This is a genomic window from Chitinophagales bacterium, assembly GCA_017303415.1.
GTDB lineage: Bacteria > Bacteroidota > Bacteroidia > Chitinophagales > Chitinophagaceae > SpSt-398.
In genome coordinates this window covers 1940819-1960383 of sequence record JAFLBJ010000001.1, presented here as the reverse complement: position 1 = coordinate 1960383, position 19565 = coordinate 1940819, and the positions used below count along the sequence as shown (strand labels likewise).

The window sequence follows — 19565 nt, the reverse complement described above, 5'->3', positions numbered from 1 at the left end:
AATGTGTACTTTCAAATTAGTCACCGCCGATATCCATGTTGTAACTTTAAAATAAAAAAAAGGGCTGTTTCAGTGAACTGAACAGCCCTGCTGCTATGGATCTGTAGAGAAAGACTAAGAGAGTCGTTGTACCTGTTTGATCAATCGGCTACTCACTTTCCGGTGGTACACATGCCTGGGGTCATTATGGATGGAACGGAGAAGTTCCAGGGAGCGGTTAAATTCGCCGTTCTTTAAATAGGCAAGAGCCAGGTTGTATTCGGCCTCATCCAGGTAATCGCGGGTAGCATTGGCGGTATTGTACTGAATGATCTGATTGAAGGAACGGATAGCATCTGAAAAATTACCCAACTCCATTTCCGCCATGCCACAGAGGAAATTCTCCCGGGTCGTAAATCCGGAATTCAATTTACATAAACGCACCACCCGGTTGAAGTCTTTATCCCGGTAGGCCGTTTCCATTTCACTGGAATTTTTCTGTTCTTCGCTACGAAGAACGGGTAGTTCATACGAAGAAAACTGCTGGGCATAGACCCGCTCCGGGGTCAGGGAAAAATATTGATAGGCCTGAATAGATGCCCAGGCAAAGAGCACAGTAGCGGCCACTCCAATGGCCCAGCGACGAAAATTGTTCTGGCGCATGGGGACAACAGGAGTATTGCGTTCCTTCATAATATCCTGATGAATGGAAGCCACCTGATTCTTCAGGCCATATTGGAGAATGGCTTCCCGGGCCATGCGGAGGCTGGTCAATTTTTCCAGGAGGGCTGCATCTTGTTGCAGGTCGGCCTCCAGGCTTCGTTTGTCCTCCTCTTCCATTTCTCCGTCGATATAACGGAACAATCGTTCATCACTGTCGTATTGAGTAGAATTATCCATTCAATAATGTTTTAAGTGTGTTTTTTATGGATGGGTTGGCGTTGATCAGTTCTTCCAGTTTTTTCATGCATTTGTGCTTCTTGTTGCGAACCACCTGCTCGCTGTCATAATCCAGTTCTTCCCAAATTTCCTTCATCGAGCGGCCTTCGTAATAAAAGAGCAGCAGTATTTTCTTGCAGGTATCTCCCAGTTGGTCAACAAGTGCGATCAACCGGTCCCGTTCTTCTTTTTCAGCGATCTGATGGCTGATATCTGCTTCTTCTTTTGTACCAGCGGCCTCATATTTTTGTTCTCTTATCATGGCCCTGTCCCTTTTTTTCCATTCATTCAGCCAGAGGTTTCTATTTACGGAGAAAAGGAAGGTTTTAATACTCGATTCTCCACGGAACCTGTCTTTGCGAACGAGATCGATGAAACTGACGATCACTTCCTGAAAGATATCTTCTGCATCCTGTCTGTTTCCGCCGTTGTTCTGGATAAACCAGGACAGGTTTTCAAAATGGTCACGGTATAGGACACGAATGGTCTCATTCATCCGGCTACCTGTTTGCAGGCTAAGCAGGATCTCGCGGTCCGGTACCAAATTCCTTAATTCCATGCTGTGATTCCTTTATTTGTAAACGAAGGGCCTATTTTTGTAACCGAAACTATGGTTATTTGTTAAAATATTCAGTACGAAGCCCCCACAATGGATTATTTTGAACTCTTTGAACTTCCCGTCAGCCTGAAACCAGACCCGGTCGCCCTATCCGGGCGTTTTTTTGCGCTGAGCCGAAAATATCACCCTGATTATCATGCCAATGCGAGCCTGGAGGACCAGGCCGGCGCCCTCGAAAAGTCGGCCCAGCTCAACCAGGCCTACCGGATCTTTCAAAACCCTGATGAAACGATCAAATATGTATTGAAGCTAAAAGGGCTGTTGGAGGAAGAGGAGAAGTATGCCTTGTCACCCGAATTCCTAATGGAGGTCATGGACCTGAACGAGGCCCTGATGGATGCCGGGGAACCTGAGGCACTCCGGAAGCAGATCGCCGCACTGGAAGAGGAAATATATTCTCCCGTCCGATCCATAATTGAAGGATACCAGGAAGGTGTTACAACCACAGCAGAATTGATGGAGGTAAAAGAGTATTACTACCGCAAAAAATATCTCGATCGTATGAAGGAGCAATTGACGGGAATGACGTAATATTGCAGGCTCAAAAACGCCCGGGTGGCGGAATTGGTAGACGCAGCAGACTCAAAATCTGCCGTCCGCAAGGATGTATCGGTTCGACTCCGATCTCGGGCACAAAAAACCTCCAGTTGTACTGGAGGTTTTTTTGTTACCAACCCTGCGTCCCGATGGGACGCATGAAAAGAAACCTCCAACCTCCAACCTCCAACCTCCAACCTCCAACATCCAACATCCAACATCCGTCATCCGTCATCCGTCATCTGTCATCCGTCATCCGTCATCCAACACCCAACATCCAACCTCATTTGAGCTGAAAACCAACTACTAAAATATTTAGTATATTTATTACTAAATATTTTAGTAGTTTAGCCTTCCCTATGTACCTCAACTGCAAGACCTATTTCAGCTTTAAATATGGCACGTATTCGACAGACGAACTGGTGCGCGCTGCCGTGGAGAAAGGCGTGACCGCCCTGGCGCTCACCAATATCAACTCCACCTATGATATCTGGGAATTTGTGAAACTGTGTCGCGAACAGGGCATCAACCCCATTGCCGGAACGGAGATCCGCAATGGCCGCGAGGTCTTGTATATCCTGCTCGCGGCAAATGACCGGGGGCTGACCTGGATACACCGCTTTTTATCGGAACACCTGATGGGGAAAAAAGATTTTCCCGAAAACCCGGATCGCTTTTTTGATGAAAGCTGGGATGGCTTTGTCGTGTTTCCCTTAGGGCGAAAAAACCCGGGTGAGCTACTCCCCAATGAACGGATCGGGGTAAGGGCCACCGAACTCACCAAACTTTTTGGTCTTGACTGGAAACTCCATGCTGAGAAATTCGTGATCCTTCAACCCGTGACGGTACAAGGAAAAGCGCATTACAATCTCCACCGGCTCTTGCGTGCCATTGATTTGAATACCCTTCTCTCCAAACTCCCTCCGGAGGAATGTTGTCAACCCGATGAAATATTTATTTCCCCGGAAAACCTCCTGCAACAGTTCAGGCAATACCCCTGGCTGGTGACCAATACCTACAAACTGATGGACAGTTGCCGGTTGGACATGAATTTTCATACCGATAAAACCAAACGCCAGTTTGGTGGTTCGGAAGCCGATGATAAAGTGTTACTGGAAAAACTCGCTCTGTCAGGATTAAAAAGACGCTTTGGGTTAAAGAATGCGGAAGCGTTAAGAAGGCTGTACAACGAACTCAAGGTGATCAGCGACCTGGGGTTTACTGCCTATTTCCTGATCAACCACGATATGGTGCGTTTTGCCCAATCACAGGGTTACTATTATGTGGGCAGAGGCAGTGGCGCCAATTCCATTGTGGCCTATTGCCTCGGCATCACCGATGTCGATCCCATTGAACTCAACCTCTATTTCGAACGGTTCCTTAATCCGGAGCGGACCTCGCCGCCGGATTTTGATATTGATTTCTCCTGGACCGACCGCGATGAGGTGATGGATTATCTCTTCAAACGGTATGGGCATGCCTATGTCGCCCTGCTGGGCTCCTTCCCAACTTTCAAGCAAGATGCCATCGTGCGGCAACTGGGAAAAGTATTTGGCCTGCCGGATGAGGAGATCAAGACCCTGCAGCGTTATCCGCACACACATGACCGTTATGCCAAATGGATCTTCCAATACGGGGCCCTGCTCCAGGGTTTTCCCTCCCACCCTTCCATCCATCCCTGTGGTATGCTGATCGCGCAACAACCTATCCTTCGCTATACAAGCCTGTTTCTTCCCCCCAAGGGTTTCCCCACCGCACTGATGGATATGTTCACGGCCGAGGATATCGGGTTGAATAAATTCGATGTGCTGAGTCAGCGGGGACTGGGGCATATCAAAGAAACCCTTCGCCTGGTCAAACTCAACAAGGGCATCGACATTGATATCCATGATTTCAAACGCTTTCGCGAAGATGAGCAGATCAAGGTGCAGATACGCGAGGCCAACACCATTGGCTGCTTCTATATTGAATCACCTGCCATGCGGCAACTCCTCAAAAAACTCCATTGTGATGATTACATCACCCTTGTCGCGGCTTCATCGATCATACGTCCGGGCGTAGCCCAATCGGGTATGATGCGCGAATACATTTACCGCTACCACCACCGTGATGAGGTCAAATACCTCCATCCGCTGTTTGAAGAACATTTGTCGGAGACCTTTGGCGTCATGGTCTTTCAGGAAGATGTGATCAAGATCGCACATTATTATGGCGGGTTGAGTTTGGGCAAAGCCGATATCCTACGCCGGGCGATGAGTGGGAAATACCGTTCGCACAATCATTTCCGCCAGATACGCGAAGAGTTCTTTTTGTCGGCCAAGGCCCTGGGTCGTGACGAAACACTCACCGCCGAGATCTGGCGACAGATGGAAAGTTTTGCGGGGTACAGTTTCAACAAGGCCCACTCCGCGTCCTTTGCAGTGGAGAGTTATATGAGTCTTTACCTCAAGACCTATTTCCCCAAAGAATTCATGGTAGCGGTGATCAATAATTTCGGGGGTTTCTATTCCCGCGAACTGTATTTTCTGGAACTGCTCAAAACCGGCGGACAGATCAAGGCCCCCTGTGTAAACCATAGTGAGCAATACACCAATATAAAAGGCGATGAAGTGTACACCGGATTTATCCATATCAAAGGCCTGCAGGATAAACTGGTGGAGCAATTGCTCGAAGATAGAAAGGAACACGGTCCTTATCTACACCTCCAGGATTTTATTGAGCGGGTGAACCCCGGTCTGGAACAATTGAACACATTGGTGAGCATCGGCGCCTTCCGGTTCACGGGCAAATCAAAAAAGACCCTTTTGTGGGAGGCCAATTTTTTGCAAAAAAAACACCAGCCTGTGGCAGCCGGGAGTGCCCCGCTTTTTCAGGAGCCGCCCCTTGCCTTTCAACTTCCTTTGCTTGAAGACCAGCGGATCGATGATCTGTATGACGAGATGGAGATACTTGGTTTCCCGCTCTCCAATCCCTTTGAACTGGCCGATGCCGATCCCGCTGCTCATGTACCTGCGGCTGACCTGGGTAAGCACCTGGGAAAGGTCATCACCGTACTGGCCTATTTCATTGCCCGTAAACATGTGGTCACCAAACATCACGACCATATGTTCTTTGGCACTTTTGTGGATGATCAATTGAACTGGATCGATACGGTCCATTTTCCCGATGCCGCGAAAAACTATCCCTTGCACACAAGTGGGTTTTATCGCATCACGGGAAAAGTTGTAGAGGATTTTGGCGTGTACAGCCTGGAAGTACGGCGTATGGAAAGAGTGGCCTATAAAAAAAGACCTTATCTCTGATCACATGTTCCTCGACCCCAAACGTCATATCGCCCATCTTGACCTCGATGCTTTTTTTGTATCGGTGGAGCAGCAACGCAATCCGAAGTTACGCGGCAAACCCCTGCTCATTGGCGGAGGTAGTGACCGCGGTGTGGTGGCGGCCTGTAGTTATGAAGCCCGCCGCTTTGGGATCCACAGTGCCATGCCCATGCGTGTTGCCCTGCGTTTATGCAAAGAAGCCATTGTGGTGCGTGGCGATTATGAAGCCTACAGCAAGGCTTCCAGCGCCGTGACCGAAGTGATCGCCGATACTGTCCCCTTGTTTGAAAAAGCCAGTATTGATGAGTTCTATGTGGACCTCACGGGTATGGACCGGTTCTTTGGCTGCAGCCTTTTTACCCGGGAGCTAAAACAAAAAGTGAACAAGGAAACAGGTCTCCCAATCTCCTACGGGCTTGCGAGTAACAAACTCATCAGCAAAGTGGCCACCAATGAGGTAAAACCCAACGGACAGATCGAGATACCTTTTGGCGAAGAAAAAAGTTTTCTCGCGCCACTGAGTGTATTGAAAATACCGGGTATTGGAAAAGAGACCGGGTATAAGTTGATCAAAATGGGGGTAGAGACCGTCAAACTGCTGAGTGATATACCTGTGGAACTATTGCAAAACCTGTTAGGGAAAAATGGCACCGAGCTCTGGCGACGCGCGAATGGGATCGATGAAACACCTGTTATCCCCTACCGCGAACAAAAATCCATTTCGACCGAGAACACCTTTTCATCCGACACCACCGACACCGAGTTCCTCCACAGCCATTTGGTGCGTATGACCGAGCATATCGCGTTTGAACTCCGAAGCCAGGATCGTCTCACGGGTTGTATCACCGTCAAGATCCGCTACGCCGACTTTGAAACACATACCCTTCAACGCGCGGTGCCATATACCAATGCCGATCATGTGTTGCTTAAAACAGTATGCGCGCTATTTGCCCAACTTTACTCACGCCGCCAGTTGGTGCGGTTGATCGGGGTACGCTTTACCCATCTTATTCCCGGCACCTATCAAATCAATCTTTTCGAAGACACCCAGGAATCCATCCGCCTCTACCAGGCGATCGACAGAATCAAGCGGCAATTTGGGGAGGGGAAGGTGGGAAGGGGGGCGGGGGCGTGAGTTTCGTGAGACGTGAGGCGTGAGACGTGAGGCGTGAGACGTGAGACGTGAGTTTCGTGAGACGTGAATAGTGAATAGTGAATAGTGAATGGTGAGAAATGAGAAATGAGAAATAAGTAATAAGTAATGAGAAAATATTTTGGGATGTAAGATATAGGGTTTAAGTTTAAGTTTCACTATTCACTATTCACTATTCACTATTCACTATTCACTATTCACCATTCACTATTCACGTCTCACGAAACTCACGAAACTCACGTCTCACGTCTCACGAAACTCACGTCTCACGTCTCACGAAACTCACGCCTCACGTCTCACGTCTCACGCCTCACGCCTCACGAAGCTCCTCATACTCCACCCTCTTCGTCGGCTCCAGAGAATCGCGGAAATCTTTAGCTATCGTATAGGCTTCCATTTGTTCTGCGGGAAATGGTGTCATGGCGATATCCGTAATTCTTTTTTCATCCGGGTTGCCGAATAACCATTCCCAGGCAAGGTCTTCAGAAAGAATGGCGGGCATTCTTTTTTTACTGTTATGTATTTTCTCCATGAGTGCGTTTGCCGCCGTTGTAACAATGGCAAAACTCTCAACATATTCGCCGGTGGCTTTGTCGGTCCAGGGCTGCCAGATTCCTGCCATATAAAAATACTCCTTGTCTTTTACCTTAATAAAATAAGGGTACTTATCGGGCGTCTTCAGGGGTTCGCCCGTTCTTTTATTTGTTCGGTATATATGGCGCCACTCATAAAAGCCGCTGGAGAGAACGAGGCAACGACGGTGAAGGGCGGCATCGCGGTACACTTTATTCGGAAGAAGCATTTCCTCGGCAACCGCATTGAGGGTCATGATCGGAGGTTTGAAAAAACCTCTGGCATCTTTATACCCTAATCGAAGTTTATGTACATCGTCCCTTGTTCTGAGGTTGGGGAATATAAAGCCCCATTCCATTTGCACAATATCAAAATCCTCCTGGCCCGGGATGGGTTTCAGTACTGCGTTCTTATTATAATCAAACCCTACCTGGAGATCACGTATAAGGAAGTCATATTTTGCCACTGCCTTTTCCAGGTGTTTGAGACGTATGTACTCAGCGTGGGTTACTTTTTGACCGTTGTAGTAGCACATGAAAATTACATTTTTAGAAAATGTTCCTCCAGTATCTTGCCCATTCCTGTAGCTTCTTTTTGCCGGCCTTCGGGAATGGAGGTCCAGAACCAGGAACCATCCTCGGCTTTAGCCCGGGTTATGACAAGTGGATCCCGGGCACTGCTAAAAACGATCCGATAGGTATCGGTGGAACCGATTTTTAACCGCTCGCAGTGCATGACCACCTTTCCAACTTCAATGCGGAAATGGTCTTCCGGGAGAAGGTCAGCATTTGCCATTGAACCTGAAAATTAGGAAAATACAGGCAGTTATTTGCTTCTTGCCTTTTTGACAAGAATATTGGACAGAATACGGGAAAAATAGCGCAGGTCGGTCGTAAAGGCATTTTTCTCGTAGGATTCGAAGTAACGATTTTCCGAGGCCACAATTTCATCGAAATTCCGAGGCATATCGGCGTAGTATGGAGGGATCAGACCTGGTTTGAATTTCTTTCTGTACTCCTGAAAACTTTCCGGGTACAACTTTAAGTAATTGGCAGAAATGGGGCGTACCCCGATCAATTTGATATTTCCCGAAAACAGGTTAAAAAGCATGGGCAATTCATCCAGCCAATATTTTCGAAGGAACTTACCCCAACGAGTAACCCTAAAATCATTTTTGAATTTACCTGTCTCGTCAAGCCCCTGCGTCACCCGGATAAACTCCTGTACATACTCGGCATAAGGGTGCATGGTCCTCCATTTATATACATGAATGATCTTTCCATTTTTTCCTACCCGACGCATCCGAAATACAGGCCAATAAGAAGGAGGGGAAGTTTCGCCAAACTCGGCTGATTTATAGACGCGAAAGCGTATTTCGCCTTTTTCCTCGGAGAAAGCCACCATTTGAAAGCCGGCACGAAAAAGACGGCCCAATACCTCTGTTTTGGAAAAATATTGGGTCTTTCCTTTGGTGATGGCCAGATATAACTTCCTTGTAACGGGATGTAATTTGGGAAATAAGCGATGAAACAAAAAGGCAAAAAAGTATCCGATCCGCCCATATAGCCCAAGTCGGTAATAATGATACTTATGATAGGCATTCAAACGGGAGAAACCATCCAGGTATTCCCCCAGCTTCATCTCCTTGTTCTTTTCTTCCAGTACCTTGTCACAATCCCGGATCATATCCATGCGTGAATGGAGTCTGTGCCGTTGTAAAATATCAAATCCGGTCTTCCCTACCTGGGTCTGGTTGGTGGCAAAGGGTTCCGGGATTGACAATGAAAGAATCATAAATAGGCAGGTACTTTACAGGAATAAAAGTAGCCTTTGGATATTCATTGCCTGTTAACCTGTCATTAACAAATTATGATGAATAGCCTTAATCAAGTTCTTTAACGGCCGCCATGGTTAATTCAGATTTATCGATCCTCAGGTTCCCATTCTTTAGCTTAAGGATAAGGTTGTCTTGTCTTTGCGCACTATTCTTGAACCTGATCCGGTTAAAAGTTGTGGCGCCGGGGGTGAAATACCGGAGATCAGCGAGATATACACCTTTTCGGAGATCTTCCACTTCTACTTGTTCCAACACCAACTCCTTCACATTGGCCTTTCCATAGATCAGGGAATGGTTGGTAGCAGGGTCTCCAATAAAGCGGCAGTTTCTTATTGTATAATGTCCCCAGTCCGTGCCTGGTAATACATCACTCCCCACATTCAATATCCGTTTCTTATCAGCATAAATGATGCAACTATCCACGGTCACATAATTGGCACCCAGGTTGATACCTCCATATACAGTGCAATTTCTGATCACCATCCTTTCAACTAATCCGTGGGAATCAAGGGTGCCTATATGTTCATTAATGGTGTGTACGATCGGGTTTCCTTTATAAATACCCCCGTTCACTTCCAAAACAGAGGGATAGCCTGCATGCCCCTTCCCACCTGATTCTTCTTTTTCCCATAGTCCGCCACCACCCCCACTCACTACATGTCTGCCCCCGGAAAGCCGACATTTGATAATCCTGACATCTGACATATCAGCAACCTGAATACAATAACTGTAACCGTTATTCTCATTCACGGGTAATTCAGCTTCCATCCCTTCCACGGTTCCCCAGGAAGATTTGAACATGATGGCTGTGAGGGCGAAATTTTTGAAATAACCTGAAACAATGCCACGGGCATAATAAAAACGGAAGCAGGTAATAAAATTCATAGGGCTTGTTTCAAACCGCAGATCAGGTCCAATTTTTAATAAAGGTTGGAAATCATTCCACCATAAAGTAGCGTCCTGAATGGAATAAAAAAAAGGATCCTGAACCTCCAATTTTCCTGTTTTATTATCATAGGCCGCAACAACACATCGTTGCCCTTTACAATAATAATCCCGTTTGGGGTTAGGTAATGCTTCAGAACTCGTCAGAAATAAAACCGCATTCCGTTTCAACGATAGGTTTTTTTCAATCCAAAGCACTTTTCTTCCCTTCTCCACATCTTTTATTTTTCGCTGAAGTAATTTCTTTGTACCTGAAATTTGAAAAATGGCGGTCATCGATTTATTACCTACAGCAGGTCCGGTTTTTGTCAGGTCCAGGGTTCCTTCCCCAGTCCATTCCGGAATACCTGTGATGTCTACCGTTGAGCGTGGAGAAAAAATATACTTTTTCCCTTCCAGGCGAATTGGCCAGTTCATCTGCTTCGCATAAGTAATGGCTTTTAATATTGGAGCAGTATCATCTTCACCATTTCCTTTTGCCCCAAATTGTTCAAAGGTGACAACATTCTCCTTACTGGAAATACGGTCATTGATTCCTCCTTGTTTCCCTATCAAGGAGAGCCATAATAAAAAAAGGATCATCCTTCAAAATTATTTATCCCCTCTATCCATTCGCGAAGCTGCATGTTACCATAAAATTAATTTCTCCGGGTGAGCCATCCTTCTCACTATTCTGCACGTACTTAGTATAGTGAGCAGACCTTATTTGTGATAAGCATGGCCAAAAATCCGGAAATACTATTCATATCCAATTATTGGAAAAAAAGTCAGGGTGGTGGAATCTCTACGTATCTGATCAACCTTGTTGAAGCCCTTAAGAAAAGAGGGATAGGCATTCGTGTTCTTTCCCGACACGGCATTGATCCGGAACAAACCATCCTTTCGTGTTCAAAACTATTCTTTGTCATAAAAACCCTCCGCCTTCTTCGGCAACAAGCCGGAGTTCCGATAGTAACCAGCAATGACTGGTATTGTCTTTTACCCGCCTTAATCCACAAGTGGATTTATCGGCAACAAGTGGTTCATATCTTTCATACCTGGCCGGAAGAAAAGATGAACAAGCCCCTGCGGTGGCTAATGAAATACCTTACGCGGCGATGTGATCAACTCCTTTTTGTATCGGAAGCGCTTCGCGAATACTATAGTCGGGATGAAGGTATTGATTGCCGTCACTCAATGATCATGCATGCTGGATTCCCCACGCCTATTATCCAACCAGAGAAGGAAAAAGTTGAATTTCTGCGGAAATTTGGGATAGATAAAAAAGACATTATTCTCTGTTCCCAGGCAATGACCGCTCATCGGGAAAAAGCAAGAGGTCTTGCCTTGCTGATAAATGTCATGAAGAACTTGAATCAACGCCGAACGGTTCATTTACTGGTCACAAAAGATGGGAAATACCGGGCATCCCTGGAAAAACAGGTCCGATCCATGGGGCTTCAACACCGGGTGCATTTTACAGGGGATATGGAAAATGTTTATCTACCCTTATCTGTAAGTGACCTCTATTTGCATATTACCTATGCGGAAGGAGGTGTTTCTCTCAGTATTCTGGAGGCCATTTCAAAAGATATTCCTGTTATTGCCACTTCCATCGGCGGTATTAAGGAATTGTTACGAAATGAAGAAACCGGATTATTGGTCGAACCCTCCCCCACGGCCATCCAACAGGCGATAGAATCACTGATCCATGATCCGGATAAAGCAAGGAATATCAGCCATCAAGCTAAAGAAAAACTCACGCCCCTCTTTGATTGGAACAAGAATGCGGCCATGTTGTTATCATTCCTTTTTCCTGAAGAGGAATTCCCCTTAACGATTCCTTCGCCTAAAGTTCATAATAAGGTAATGTAATCACCCAACGAAGCGTTGGCATATTGCATTTCTTCGCTTCCTAAATCTTTGAACGTGAACAGTACTATTTCCCGGTTTCTGTGCTTTGGGCTCTTTCTGTTCTCCATTTTTGCTTTTTCCTGTACGAGTCCAAAACAGATCTTGTACTTCCAGGATATTGATCTAAAGCGGATCGACACCGTTGCCTTTTCACAACAGCACAGCCTTTCGTATGGTGATATAATTGAGATCTCAGTAACGAGCCTGGAATCAGAGGACTATATTCACTTCACCCGTAGTGGATTTCGATTCAGCCAGGACCATGCGATGCAGAATGCCTATGTGGTGGATAGTACCGGCATTATACAACTACCCTACTTAGGTGATATGAATATTAAAGGGTTAACCACCATGGAAATCAGAGAAAGGCTTAAAGTGGCACTACAGCCATTCTTAAAGGATCCTACTGTCAATGTGCGTGTCATGAATCTTAAGGTCTCGATACTGGGAGAGGTTGCCCGGCCAGGAACGTTCAACATACCAGATACCAAGATATCCCTCCCTGAAGCGCTCAGTCTGGCGGGGGATCTGACGATCAATGCCAAACGAAACAATGTACTCATCATCAGGGAAGAAAACGGAAAAAGATCTTATGCCAAGCTTGATCTCCGGAAAAGTGAGGTGCTTGGGTCACCGTACTATTATTTAAAGCCCAACGATGTGATATATGTTGAACCATCCCGCACCCGTATCGCCAGTACCGATACCCGAAGATGGCAGTTATTTACTTTTATCACTACTTCTATATCTCTTGCGACCATTCTGGCTACCCGATTATAACCGCATATTACGATTATGGACATTGAAAAGAACCGGGCAAACCGACAGACAGAAGAGGATTTTTCATTGAGGGAAACCTTGAACAGATACGCGAGGCATAAATTTCTGTTCCTTTTTACCATGTTGATAGCAGGAGCCGCTGCCGTTGGTTATTTGCTGCTTTCCACCCCACTTTACAGGATCCAGTCCTCCCTGGTGATCAAAGATGAGAAAAAAGGGGAATCAATTAGTTTGACACTCAAAGAACTTGACTTTCTGGATGAGCAAAAGATTGTGGACAACGAAGCCGAGATCATCCGCTCCGAAAACATCATCAGTAAAGTGGTAACCCGGATGAACCTGAACCTGGGTTATTATCTCCCTGATCAATGGGGTTTGTATCAACCTGTTTTTGAATCCTCGCCCATACAGCTGGAAATTATAAAAGCAAATCCGGAACTATACAAAGAACCGCTGATCCTCCAACTGGGAAAGGATGACATGAGTATCGACCCGGGTGGTGTCAAAGGTCGTTACGGAGATACATTGAACATTTTTGAGACAGCCCGTATCGTTGTCAGAAAATCGCCATTGTTTTCTCTTCCTTCGCCAAAAATGAAGGTTATTTGTTCCGACCCGGAAGCTACTACCCAACAGTTAAGAAAATCAATATCTGCCTCCACTCCCAGTAAGAACTCGAGTGTCCTTTATGTTTCCATGCTTCATCCATCCCGCACCCGGGGCTCAGCGATCTTAAAAGAGATCATTCATGAATATGACCAGGCCAATATTGCCGAAAAAAGAAACCAGACCGATTCGATTATTACACTTATTGAGGATCGATTGGCCCTGATTGGCACCCAACTAAAAAAACTCGAGAACAAAGAGGAAACCTATAAAGAAGAGAAAGGGATCACCTTCTTAAGCGATGATGCCCGGTCTTACCTTGATCAGGCAAGCAACAACAATAAAGAATTGGTAGATGCCGAGGTACAGTTGACCAATCTGGAACGGATTCAGGAATATGTTGCCGAATCGGGAACGGTAGTGACGCCCCCCAATACGAGTCTGAACGACCCTGTATTGACCAATATGATCACGCAATTGAGTCAGTTGGAGATGGACCGCCAGAAGGCAGAGCGAAAAAGTGGTCCGATGCACCCTTCAGTATTATCCCTGAAAAAGCAGGCCGAGGAAATGCGATCGAATCTTAAGAAGAATATAGATCTGCAACAACAAGGTCTCTCCCAGCGAATCCAGTTGCTTCGGCAAAGCCAGGGTCGACTTTCGGGAAGTATTGGGAAAGTGCCCGCCAGTGAGAAAAACCTGGTTGAATTGATGCGGGAAAAAAGTATCCGGGAAAATATCTACTCCTATCTATTGGAAAAACGGGAGGAGGCATCCCTGAGTGATGCCTCTGTATTTTCCAAAATGCGGATCATTGATGCTCCCTATGGTTCCATCAAACCCGTGAAACCCAGGAAGCTGGTCATCCTCGGAATGGCGCTGTTGGCGGGGCTGCTGATACCTGTCGGGATCATTACATTACGAGATGCGTTGAACAGAAAGGTAAACATCCGATATGTACGCGAAAACCTTGGTTTCTCCGTCATGGGCCATATTCCCCGCATGAAACGATTCGAATACGTCCTTCCTGCCGGAGAAAATATCGTATCAGAGCAGTTTCGATGGATGCGAACCTCGATCGAAAAAGGGAATGTTGACCAGACCTTGAAAGTGATCCTCGTTACTTCCCCGATGGATAATGACGGAAAGAGTTTTGTATCCCTGAACCTCGCCATCACTTTTGCCCGGTGGAACAGAAAAGTGGTGCTATTTGACCTGGACCTGCGCAAACAAAAACTTTCCAGTATTTACCCTACAGCGCCTGCTGCTTCCTTTATTTCCCTCTTAAAAGGGGAGATCAAGGATCCAACACCTTTGATTCGAAAGATCGAAAAGGATGGGAATGTGCATATTCTGTCAGGTGACATGCCATTGGAAGGAACCCAGGATATTCTCCATCAGGAGACCCTGGAAGCCCTTTTCACTCTACTGAAGAAAGAGTATGATTATGTGATCGTGAACACCCCGCCTTTTCTGTACTTCACGGACACCTTTCATATTGAATCCTTTTCTGATCTCAACCTGATGGTTGTAAGGCACCGTCATACCCGGATCAGGCTTTTGGAGGATATGAAACACTTCATTGACCGGGGGTCCATGAAACAACCGGCAGTTATCTATAACGATCTGCCGACAAATGAACTATTCAGTCGAAAGCAATTAAAGAGCTATTATCATTATCAATAAGGTGTGGAAGCCCAGGTCATCGATAAAAAAGAACTCCAGGATAAGACCATGCGTGGTATTGGCTGGAGTTCGGCTGCCAAATTCTTCCGGCAATTTATTCAACTGGCTTTTCAGATATTGCTGGCCCGTTTACTCGATCCTTCCGATTTTGGGTTGCTGGGTATGATCCTTGTTTTTTCCTCGCTGACCGATATCCTCAAGAACCTGGGTTTAGGCCAGGCCCTGGTACATAAAAAAGATCTGGAACCTGAGTTGCTGAACGCGGTATTCTGGGTCAATATACTGGTTGGAATTTTACTGCTTGGAATTTTTCAACTGGCGGCTCCCTGGATCGCCGCATTTTATAAAGCCCCTGCACTTGAAAATATCACCCGTGTCTATTCGCTGATCTTCCTGATTGGTTCCTTTAATGTGGTACAGGATGCATTACTGCAAAAACAACTTCAATTCAAAAGATTGTTCGTGGCTGAAGCTGTGGCTGTGCTAAGCGGTGGTTTTCTCGCCTTGTGGCTAGCCTGGAATGGATACGGGGTTTGGACCCTGGTATGGCAATATCTTGTTATTACGCTGGTCAGTACCCTGGTCATCTGGTTCACCTCCTCCTGGGTACCCTCTTTTCGCTTTTCCTTAAAACCCATAGGTTCCCTACAACAATTTGGCAAAAACCTGTTGGCACATGACCTGCTTAGTTTTGTATCCCGAAATATTGACAACCTGCTGATCGGTAAATTCCTGGGGGCAGCCTCTCTGGGTTTTTACTCGCGCGCGTATTTTCTGATGCTCCAACCCATCAACCTGACCAATCAGGTACTGGCAAGGGTGATGTTTCCTGTCTTTGCCAAATTGCAGGATCAACCTGAACAAATCCGTTTGGCCTATCTTAAGAGCACACGTCTGGTTTCGTTTCTTGTATTCCCGGCCATCACCTTTGTTTTTGTTATGTCGGATCCCCTTGTGCGGTTGCTGTTGGGTGATAAATGGGCAGAGACCGGCTACCTTTTAAAGATATTCTGTGTGTATAGCCTTGTCGACACGATCGGGGTTACCACCGGATGGATCTATAAAGCCATTGGCCGGACTGATGTCATGTTCAAATGGGCGATCTATAGTACTACTATCATTGTAAGCTCTATTCTTATTGGCCTTAAATGGGGAGTCGAAGGCGTAGCCATATCTTATACAGTGGCGTTTATCGTCTTGCTCTGGCTTCCCGGATGGTATGTGTGTTATCGCCTGATAGGCCTGAAACTGACCGATATGCTTAAAAACCTGGCCCCGGTGTTTTTTATTTCCCTGCTTGCCGGTGCAGGAATGTATGGAGTCCATCATTATCTGCCTGTAGATATCCCCCACTGGTTATCCTGTCTGATCGTTGGCGCTACAGGAGCCGTTTTTTATTACTTTCTGGCAGTTCAATGGGAAAAAGCTTCTCTTCAATTTGTGCTTACACAAATCAGGAAGGTAATAAACCGCCCTACAAAAAAGAAAGGGAAGCATGCCTGACCTGTTGAACATATCATCTGCACGGCTTTCTCAAAAGCAATTATTTCAGGTATCGGTATTTACACTGATCCTGTTTTGGGTATTGGCCCTCGTCTACCCTTCCCGGCTTGTTCCACTGGGATATATATTGGGTGGAATGATCGTGATCCTTCTTTTTTATAGTGTTCATCGTTGGTTGGTGGGTGCATGGAATGACCTGCCCACGCGTCGATTCCAGATCCGATTGTTGTCCCTTGCACTTGTCATACGAACGATAGTGGCGATAGCACTTTATCTTTTCTATAAATGGAAAACCGGTGAGCCCTTTGAATTTTATGCAGTGGATTCAAAATTCTATCATCTGGTTGGAACCAGATTATCTGAAAGCATCTCCCAATTCAACTTTAATTTTACAGAACAATTAAAGGAAGTCGGGTTCTCCGACAGGGGCTATAATATTTACCTGGGCTTTATTTATTCCATCTTTGGACCATCGATTATTGCCGTGCGGTTGATCAATGTGATCTATAGTGCGTTCTCGGTATGGTTGATTTACCGAATAGCAAAGAATATCTACAATGAGCAGGTAGCGCGTTCGGCTTCCCTTGCTGCCCTGCTATTACCCAACCTGATGTTATACCTGGGAACCCACCTGAAGGAACCTTTAATGATCTTTCTTGTCCTGCTCTTTTTGGATGCTACCGTTCGGTTTATTAAGGGAGGAGAAAGGAACATAACACTTCTGATGACTTTGATGTTGACAGGATTCAGTCTTTTCCTTTTTCGCACCATTTTGGGAGCCGTTTGCCTGATGAGTTTTGCGGCCTATGCCATTACGCTGAAACCTTTGCGTAAAGGCTGGATGAATATTTTTTCCGCAGGCGCCTTATTGGTGGTGTTGGGGTATTTCATGCTCAATAGTGAAATTGGCAATGAGTTGGCAGAATATCTGGAGAAAAGCCAGACGGCCCAAACGGAGAATATGCAATTCAGGGCCACCCGGGATGGAGGAAATAAATTGGCGGTAATGGCCAGTGCGCCGTTATTTGTATCCATTATTCTAATTGCGCCATTCCCATCGGTAGTGGTTGTATTCGAGCAAGACCTGCTCTGGATGTTTATTGGCGGGAATACGATCCGGAATATATATGCCATTTTTGTGATCAGTGCCATTATTTGGATCATCCGTAAAGATTTTCGCAACAGCAGCCTGTTGCTCTATTTTGTGCTGGGCTACCTCCTTATCCTGGCGAATTCCGGGTTTGCCATTTCAGAACGGTTTCACCTCCCTGTTGTTCCCTTCTTGCTGATCCTTGCAGCCAAGGGGATGCAAAACGGCCACCCTGGCATGCGACGGTTCTTTCCGGTCTATCTTGTATTGATTTTTTTGATGATCCTTGGCTGGAATTATGTAAAACTTGCCGGAAGGGCCTAAACACATTCCCTTAACATTAAAATAATCTTCCTTTAACCCTGGCTTAAAGGCTATGGATTTTTGTGTTCGTAACTATGCAGTCTGATCGAATCATTATTACGTAATTGTGAACCCCACTGGCCTTACTGTGAAGAAAATACCCTTGATTCTCGGCATTTTATTTTTAGTCCTGGTTTCCTGCAAAAAGGATAAGGATAAAAATAAAGTGGTGGAAGATGCCCTGGCTATCCAGGTAAAGAATACCTCATCGAATACGGTTAACCTTTATTACCTGCGTTCGGATGGGGCGAATTTTACCCGCGTCATCACCAATGATCTGGGCAATTATTTAAGCAGTCCGGCCTGGTCGTCTGACAGACGTAAGATTTTCTTTGCCATTAATACCACATCTCCGAATGTAAACGGGGTATATTCAGTTTCTTCCAATGGCGATGAGTTCAAGCCTGTTTATAAGGACAATGATACCCAGAACCGAAAATTCTATCAGGTCGTGGCATCAAGGGATGAGGAGCATGTTGTCTTTAGTTTACAGATTCCCCGAACCGGGCGTAAAGTGATCGAGTTATATCGGATGTGTCCTTGTGGACAGCGCGTGACAAGGTTGACCAGTTTTGAGACCAGTCAGTCCCCTGCCCTTATCAGCACTGAATCCTATGGTGGATCCTTTTCGCGTGATAGCCGCTATATGTACTTTGTTCAATCTGATCCCACCATTACAGGAGCCAAACAAATAAATATTTACCGACAGGATATGGTCAGCAATGAGCTTTTGCTGATTCGAAATTTTGTAGCCACCGATGTACTGGGTGCCGTTCCCAGTATATCTCCCGACGGTTCAAGGATCCTGATCAGTATCGACGGAGCGATTAAAGTGATGAACGCGGATGGCACCGATCTGCAAGACCTAGCGCTAAGCGGCTACCGACCCTCCTGGGATAACAATAATGCCGACTTCTTTTTTTCCACGCAGGGAAATCCAGGGCAGTTTGCCTCAGGCATCTACCGGACCAACCTGGCCAAATCAGAGATCAAACCCATTTCAAAAAACTCCACCGCCTGGACCTTTGGTGGATTCGGCGTCAACAACTAATCAATTCAGGTATGAATACTAATTTAAACCGTCTGGGTACCCATGTCTTAGTCTTTGGGAGCCTGTTCATTCTGTCTGCCTGTAATAATGAATCAGTAACCAAGGAAGATGCTACGCAGGTAATGGATACCACCTTTAAAGCCGGTCCTACCACCCTTGTTAATGATACCAGTTTTCAGGCCATGGACCACAAGGTGTTGATTACCTATTTACCAGAAAAAGTAGTCGGATATAAAACGATTGGTTATCCGGATATTAATGATAAATATGATGGCCAGGCCACTGGTGAAACCCGAAGCCCGGTTGCCAATCCCAAATACGGGTCCTTTGCCAAACAACAGTATGAAAAAGGCAAATCGAGGGCAGAGATTGCCCTGGTAGATTTTCTGCCCGGAAGAAATGAGTTTGAAGGATTTAGAAGGCTTTACTTATCCACGAGCCTGAATACCAAAATACAGGAAATGCGCCGGGTTGACCTCGCCTTGCCTGATACTGAAGCCGCCTTCAATCTATTCCCTGAGGAGAATAAGGGGGAACTCCGGCTTTTTGTATGCAACCGCTTTCTCATCAGCATTCAGGTGGTGGATTCAAAAGATGCCGAGACTGAATTGAAGAAGATTGCTGCTGCCATCCGTGTCAGCGACCTTGTTAAAGACCACTGCAAGGAACAAGCTTCAAAATAAATTCG

General features: G+C 46.0%; 16 protein-coding genes and 1 tRNA gene. 11 read left to right on the top strand and 6 right to left on the bottom strand.

Features of this window, described 5'->3' with window-relative positions; all coding sequences use genetic code 11:
• Positions 1 to 114: 114 nt before the first annotated feature.
• Both J0M30_08520 and J0M30_08515 read right to left on the bottom strand, forming a co-directional pair.
• Positions 115 to 879 (bottom strand): hypothetical protein, encoded by a 765-nt coding sequence (locus J0M30_08520; protein ID MBN8667535.1) that lies wholly within the window; start codon positions 877 to 879, stop codon positions 115 to 117.
• Positions 872 to 1477 (bottom strand): sigma-70 family RNA polymerase sigma factor, encoded by a 606-nt coding sequence (locus J0M30_08515; protein MBN8667534.1) that lies wholly within the window; start codon positions 1475 to 1477, stop codon positions 872 to 874. Before J0M30_08515 ends, J0M30_08520 begins: the two co-directional genes overlap by 8 nt.
• A gap of 90 nt (positions 1478 to 1567) precedes the next feature.
• On the opposite strand from J0M30_08515, the gene hscB reads away from it, so the two are divergent.
• From hscB to dinB, 4 genes are all read left to right on the top strand, one after another.
• Entirely contained in the window at positions 1568 to 2068 is a 501-nt protein-coding gene (gene hscB / locus J0M30_08510; protein ID MBN8667533.1) for a Fe-S protein assembly co-chaperone HscB, read from the top strand.
• Positions 2069 to 2086: 18 nt separating this feature from the next.
• Positions 2087 to 2170, top strand: a tRNA-Leu gene (locus J0M30_08505).
• A gap of 263 nt (positions 2171 to 2433) precedes the next feature.
• Positions 2434 to 5376, top strand: a complete 2943-nt coding sequence (locus J0M30_08500; GenBank protein ID MBN8667532.1) for a DNA polymerase III subunit alpha — start codon at positions 2434 to 2436, stop codon at positions 5374 to 5376.
• A 4-nt stretch (positions 5377 to 5380) separates the two neighbouring features.
• Positions 5381 to 6532 carry a DNA polymerase IV gene (gene dinB / locus J0M30_08495; GenBank protein ID MBN8667531.1) on the top strand — a complete coding sequence of 384 codons (1152 nt, stop codon included), beginning with the start codon at positions 5381 to 5383 and terminating at the stop codon, positions 6530 to 6532.
• A 328-nt stretch (positions 6533 to 6860) separates the two neighbouring features.
• On the opposite strand, the gene J0M30_08490 is transcribed toward dinB, so the two are convergent.
• The 4 genes from J0M30_08490 to J0M30_08475 all read right to left on the bottom strand — a co-directional run bounded on the left by J0M30_08490 (position 6861) and on the right by J0M30_08475 (position 10487).
• Positions 6861 to 7658, bottom strand: a complete 798-nt coding sequence (locus J0M30_08490; protein MBN8667530.1) for an SOS response-associated peptidase — start codon at positions 7656 to 7658, stop codon at positions 6861 to 6863.
• Between the two features lie 5 nt (positions 7659 to 7663).
• Positions 7664 to 7918, bottom strand: coding sequence for a hypothetical protein (locus tag J0M30_08485; protein ID MBN8667529.1), 255 nt, complete (start codon positions 7916 to 7918; stop codon positions 7664 to 7666).
• 30 nt (positions 7919 to 7948) lie between these two features.
• Positions 7949 to 8917, bottom strand: coding sequence for a sugar transferase (locus tag J0M30_08480; protein MBN8667528.1), 969 nt, complete (start codon positions 8915 to 8917; stop codon positions 7949 to 7951).
• A gap of 88 nt (positions 8918 to 9005) precedes the next feature.
• Positions 9006 to 10487: a hypothetical protein gene (locus tag J0M30_08475; protein MBN8667527.1), complete on the bottom strand. Its 1482-nt coding sequence runs from the start codon at positions 10485 to 10487 to the stop codon at positions 9006 to 9008.
• Between the two features lie 135 nt (positions 10488 to 10622).
• On the opposite strand from J0M30_08475, the gene J0M30_08470 reads away from it, so the two are divergent.
• The 7 genes from J0M30_08470 (at position 10623) to J0M30_08440 (ending at position 19560) form a co-directional block, all read left to right on the top strand.
• Positions 10623 to 11759 carry a glycosyltransferase family 4 protein gene (locus J0M30_08470; GenBank protein ID MBN8667526.1) on the top strand — a complete coding sequence of 379 codons (1137 nt, stop codon included), beginning with the start codon at positions 10623 to 10625 and terminating at the stop codon, positions 11757 to 11759.
• A gap of 54 nt (positions 11760 to 11813) precedes the next feature.
• On the top strand, positions 11814 to 12578 hold the full coding sequence (locus J0M30_08465; protein MBN8667525.1) for a polysaccharide export protein: 765 nt from the start codon (positions 11814 to 11816) through the stop codon (positions 12576 to 12578).
• Positions 12579 to 12593: 15 nt separating this feature from the next.
• Positions 12594 to 14870 (top strand): AAA family ATPase, encoded by a 2277-nt coding sequence (locus J0M30_08460; protein ID MBN8667524.1) that lies wholly within the window; start codon positions 12594 to 12596, stop codon positions 14868 to 14870.
• Positions 14871 to 14873: 3 nt separating this feature from the next.
• Positions 14874 to 16373: an MOP flippase family protein gene (locus tag J0M30_08455; protein ID MBN8667523.1), complete on the top strand. Its 1500-nt coding sequence runs from the start codon at positions 14874 to 14876 to the stop codon at positions 16371 to 16373.
• Positions 16366 to 17787, top strand: a complete 1422-nt coding sequence (locus tag J0M30_08450; GenBank protein ID MBN8667522.1) for a glycosyltransferase family 39 protein — start codon at positions 16366 to 16368, stop codon at positions 17785 to 17787. The genes J0M30_08455 and J0M30_08450 overlap by 8 nt, the downstream gene beginning before the upstream one ends.
• 106 nt (positions 17788 to 17893) lie before the next feature.
• Positions 17894 to 18877, top strand: coding sequence for a PD40 domain-containing protein (locus J0M30_08445; protein ID MBN8667521.1), 984 nt, complete (start codon positions 17894 to 17896; stop codon positions 18875 to 18877).
• 11 nt (positions 18878 to 18888) lie between these two features.
• Entirely contained in the window at positions 18889 to 19560 is a 672-nt protein-coding gene (locus J0M30_08440; protein ID MBN8667520.1) for a hypothetical protein, read from the top strand.
• Positions 19561 to 19565: the final 5 nt, after the last annotated feature.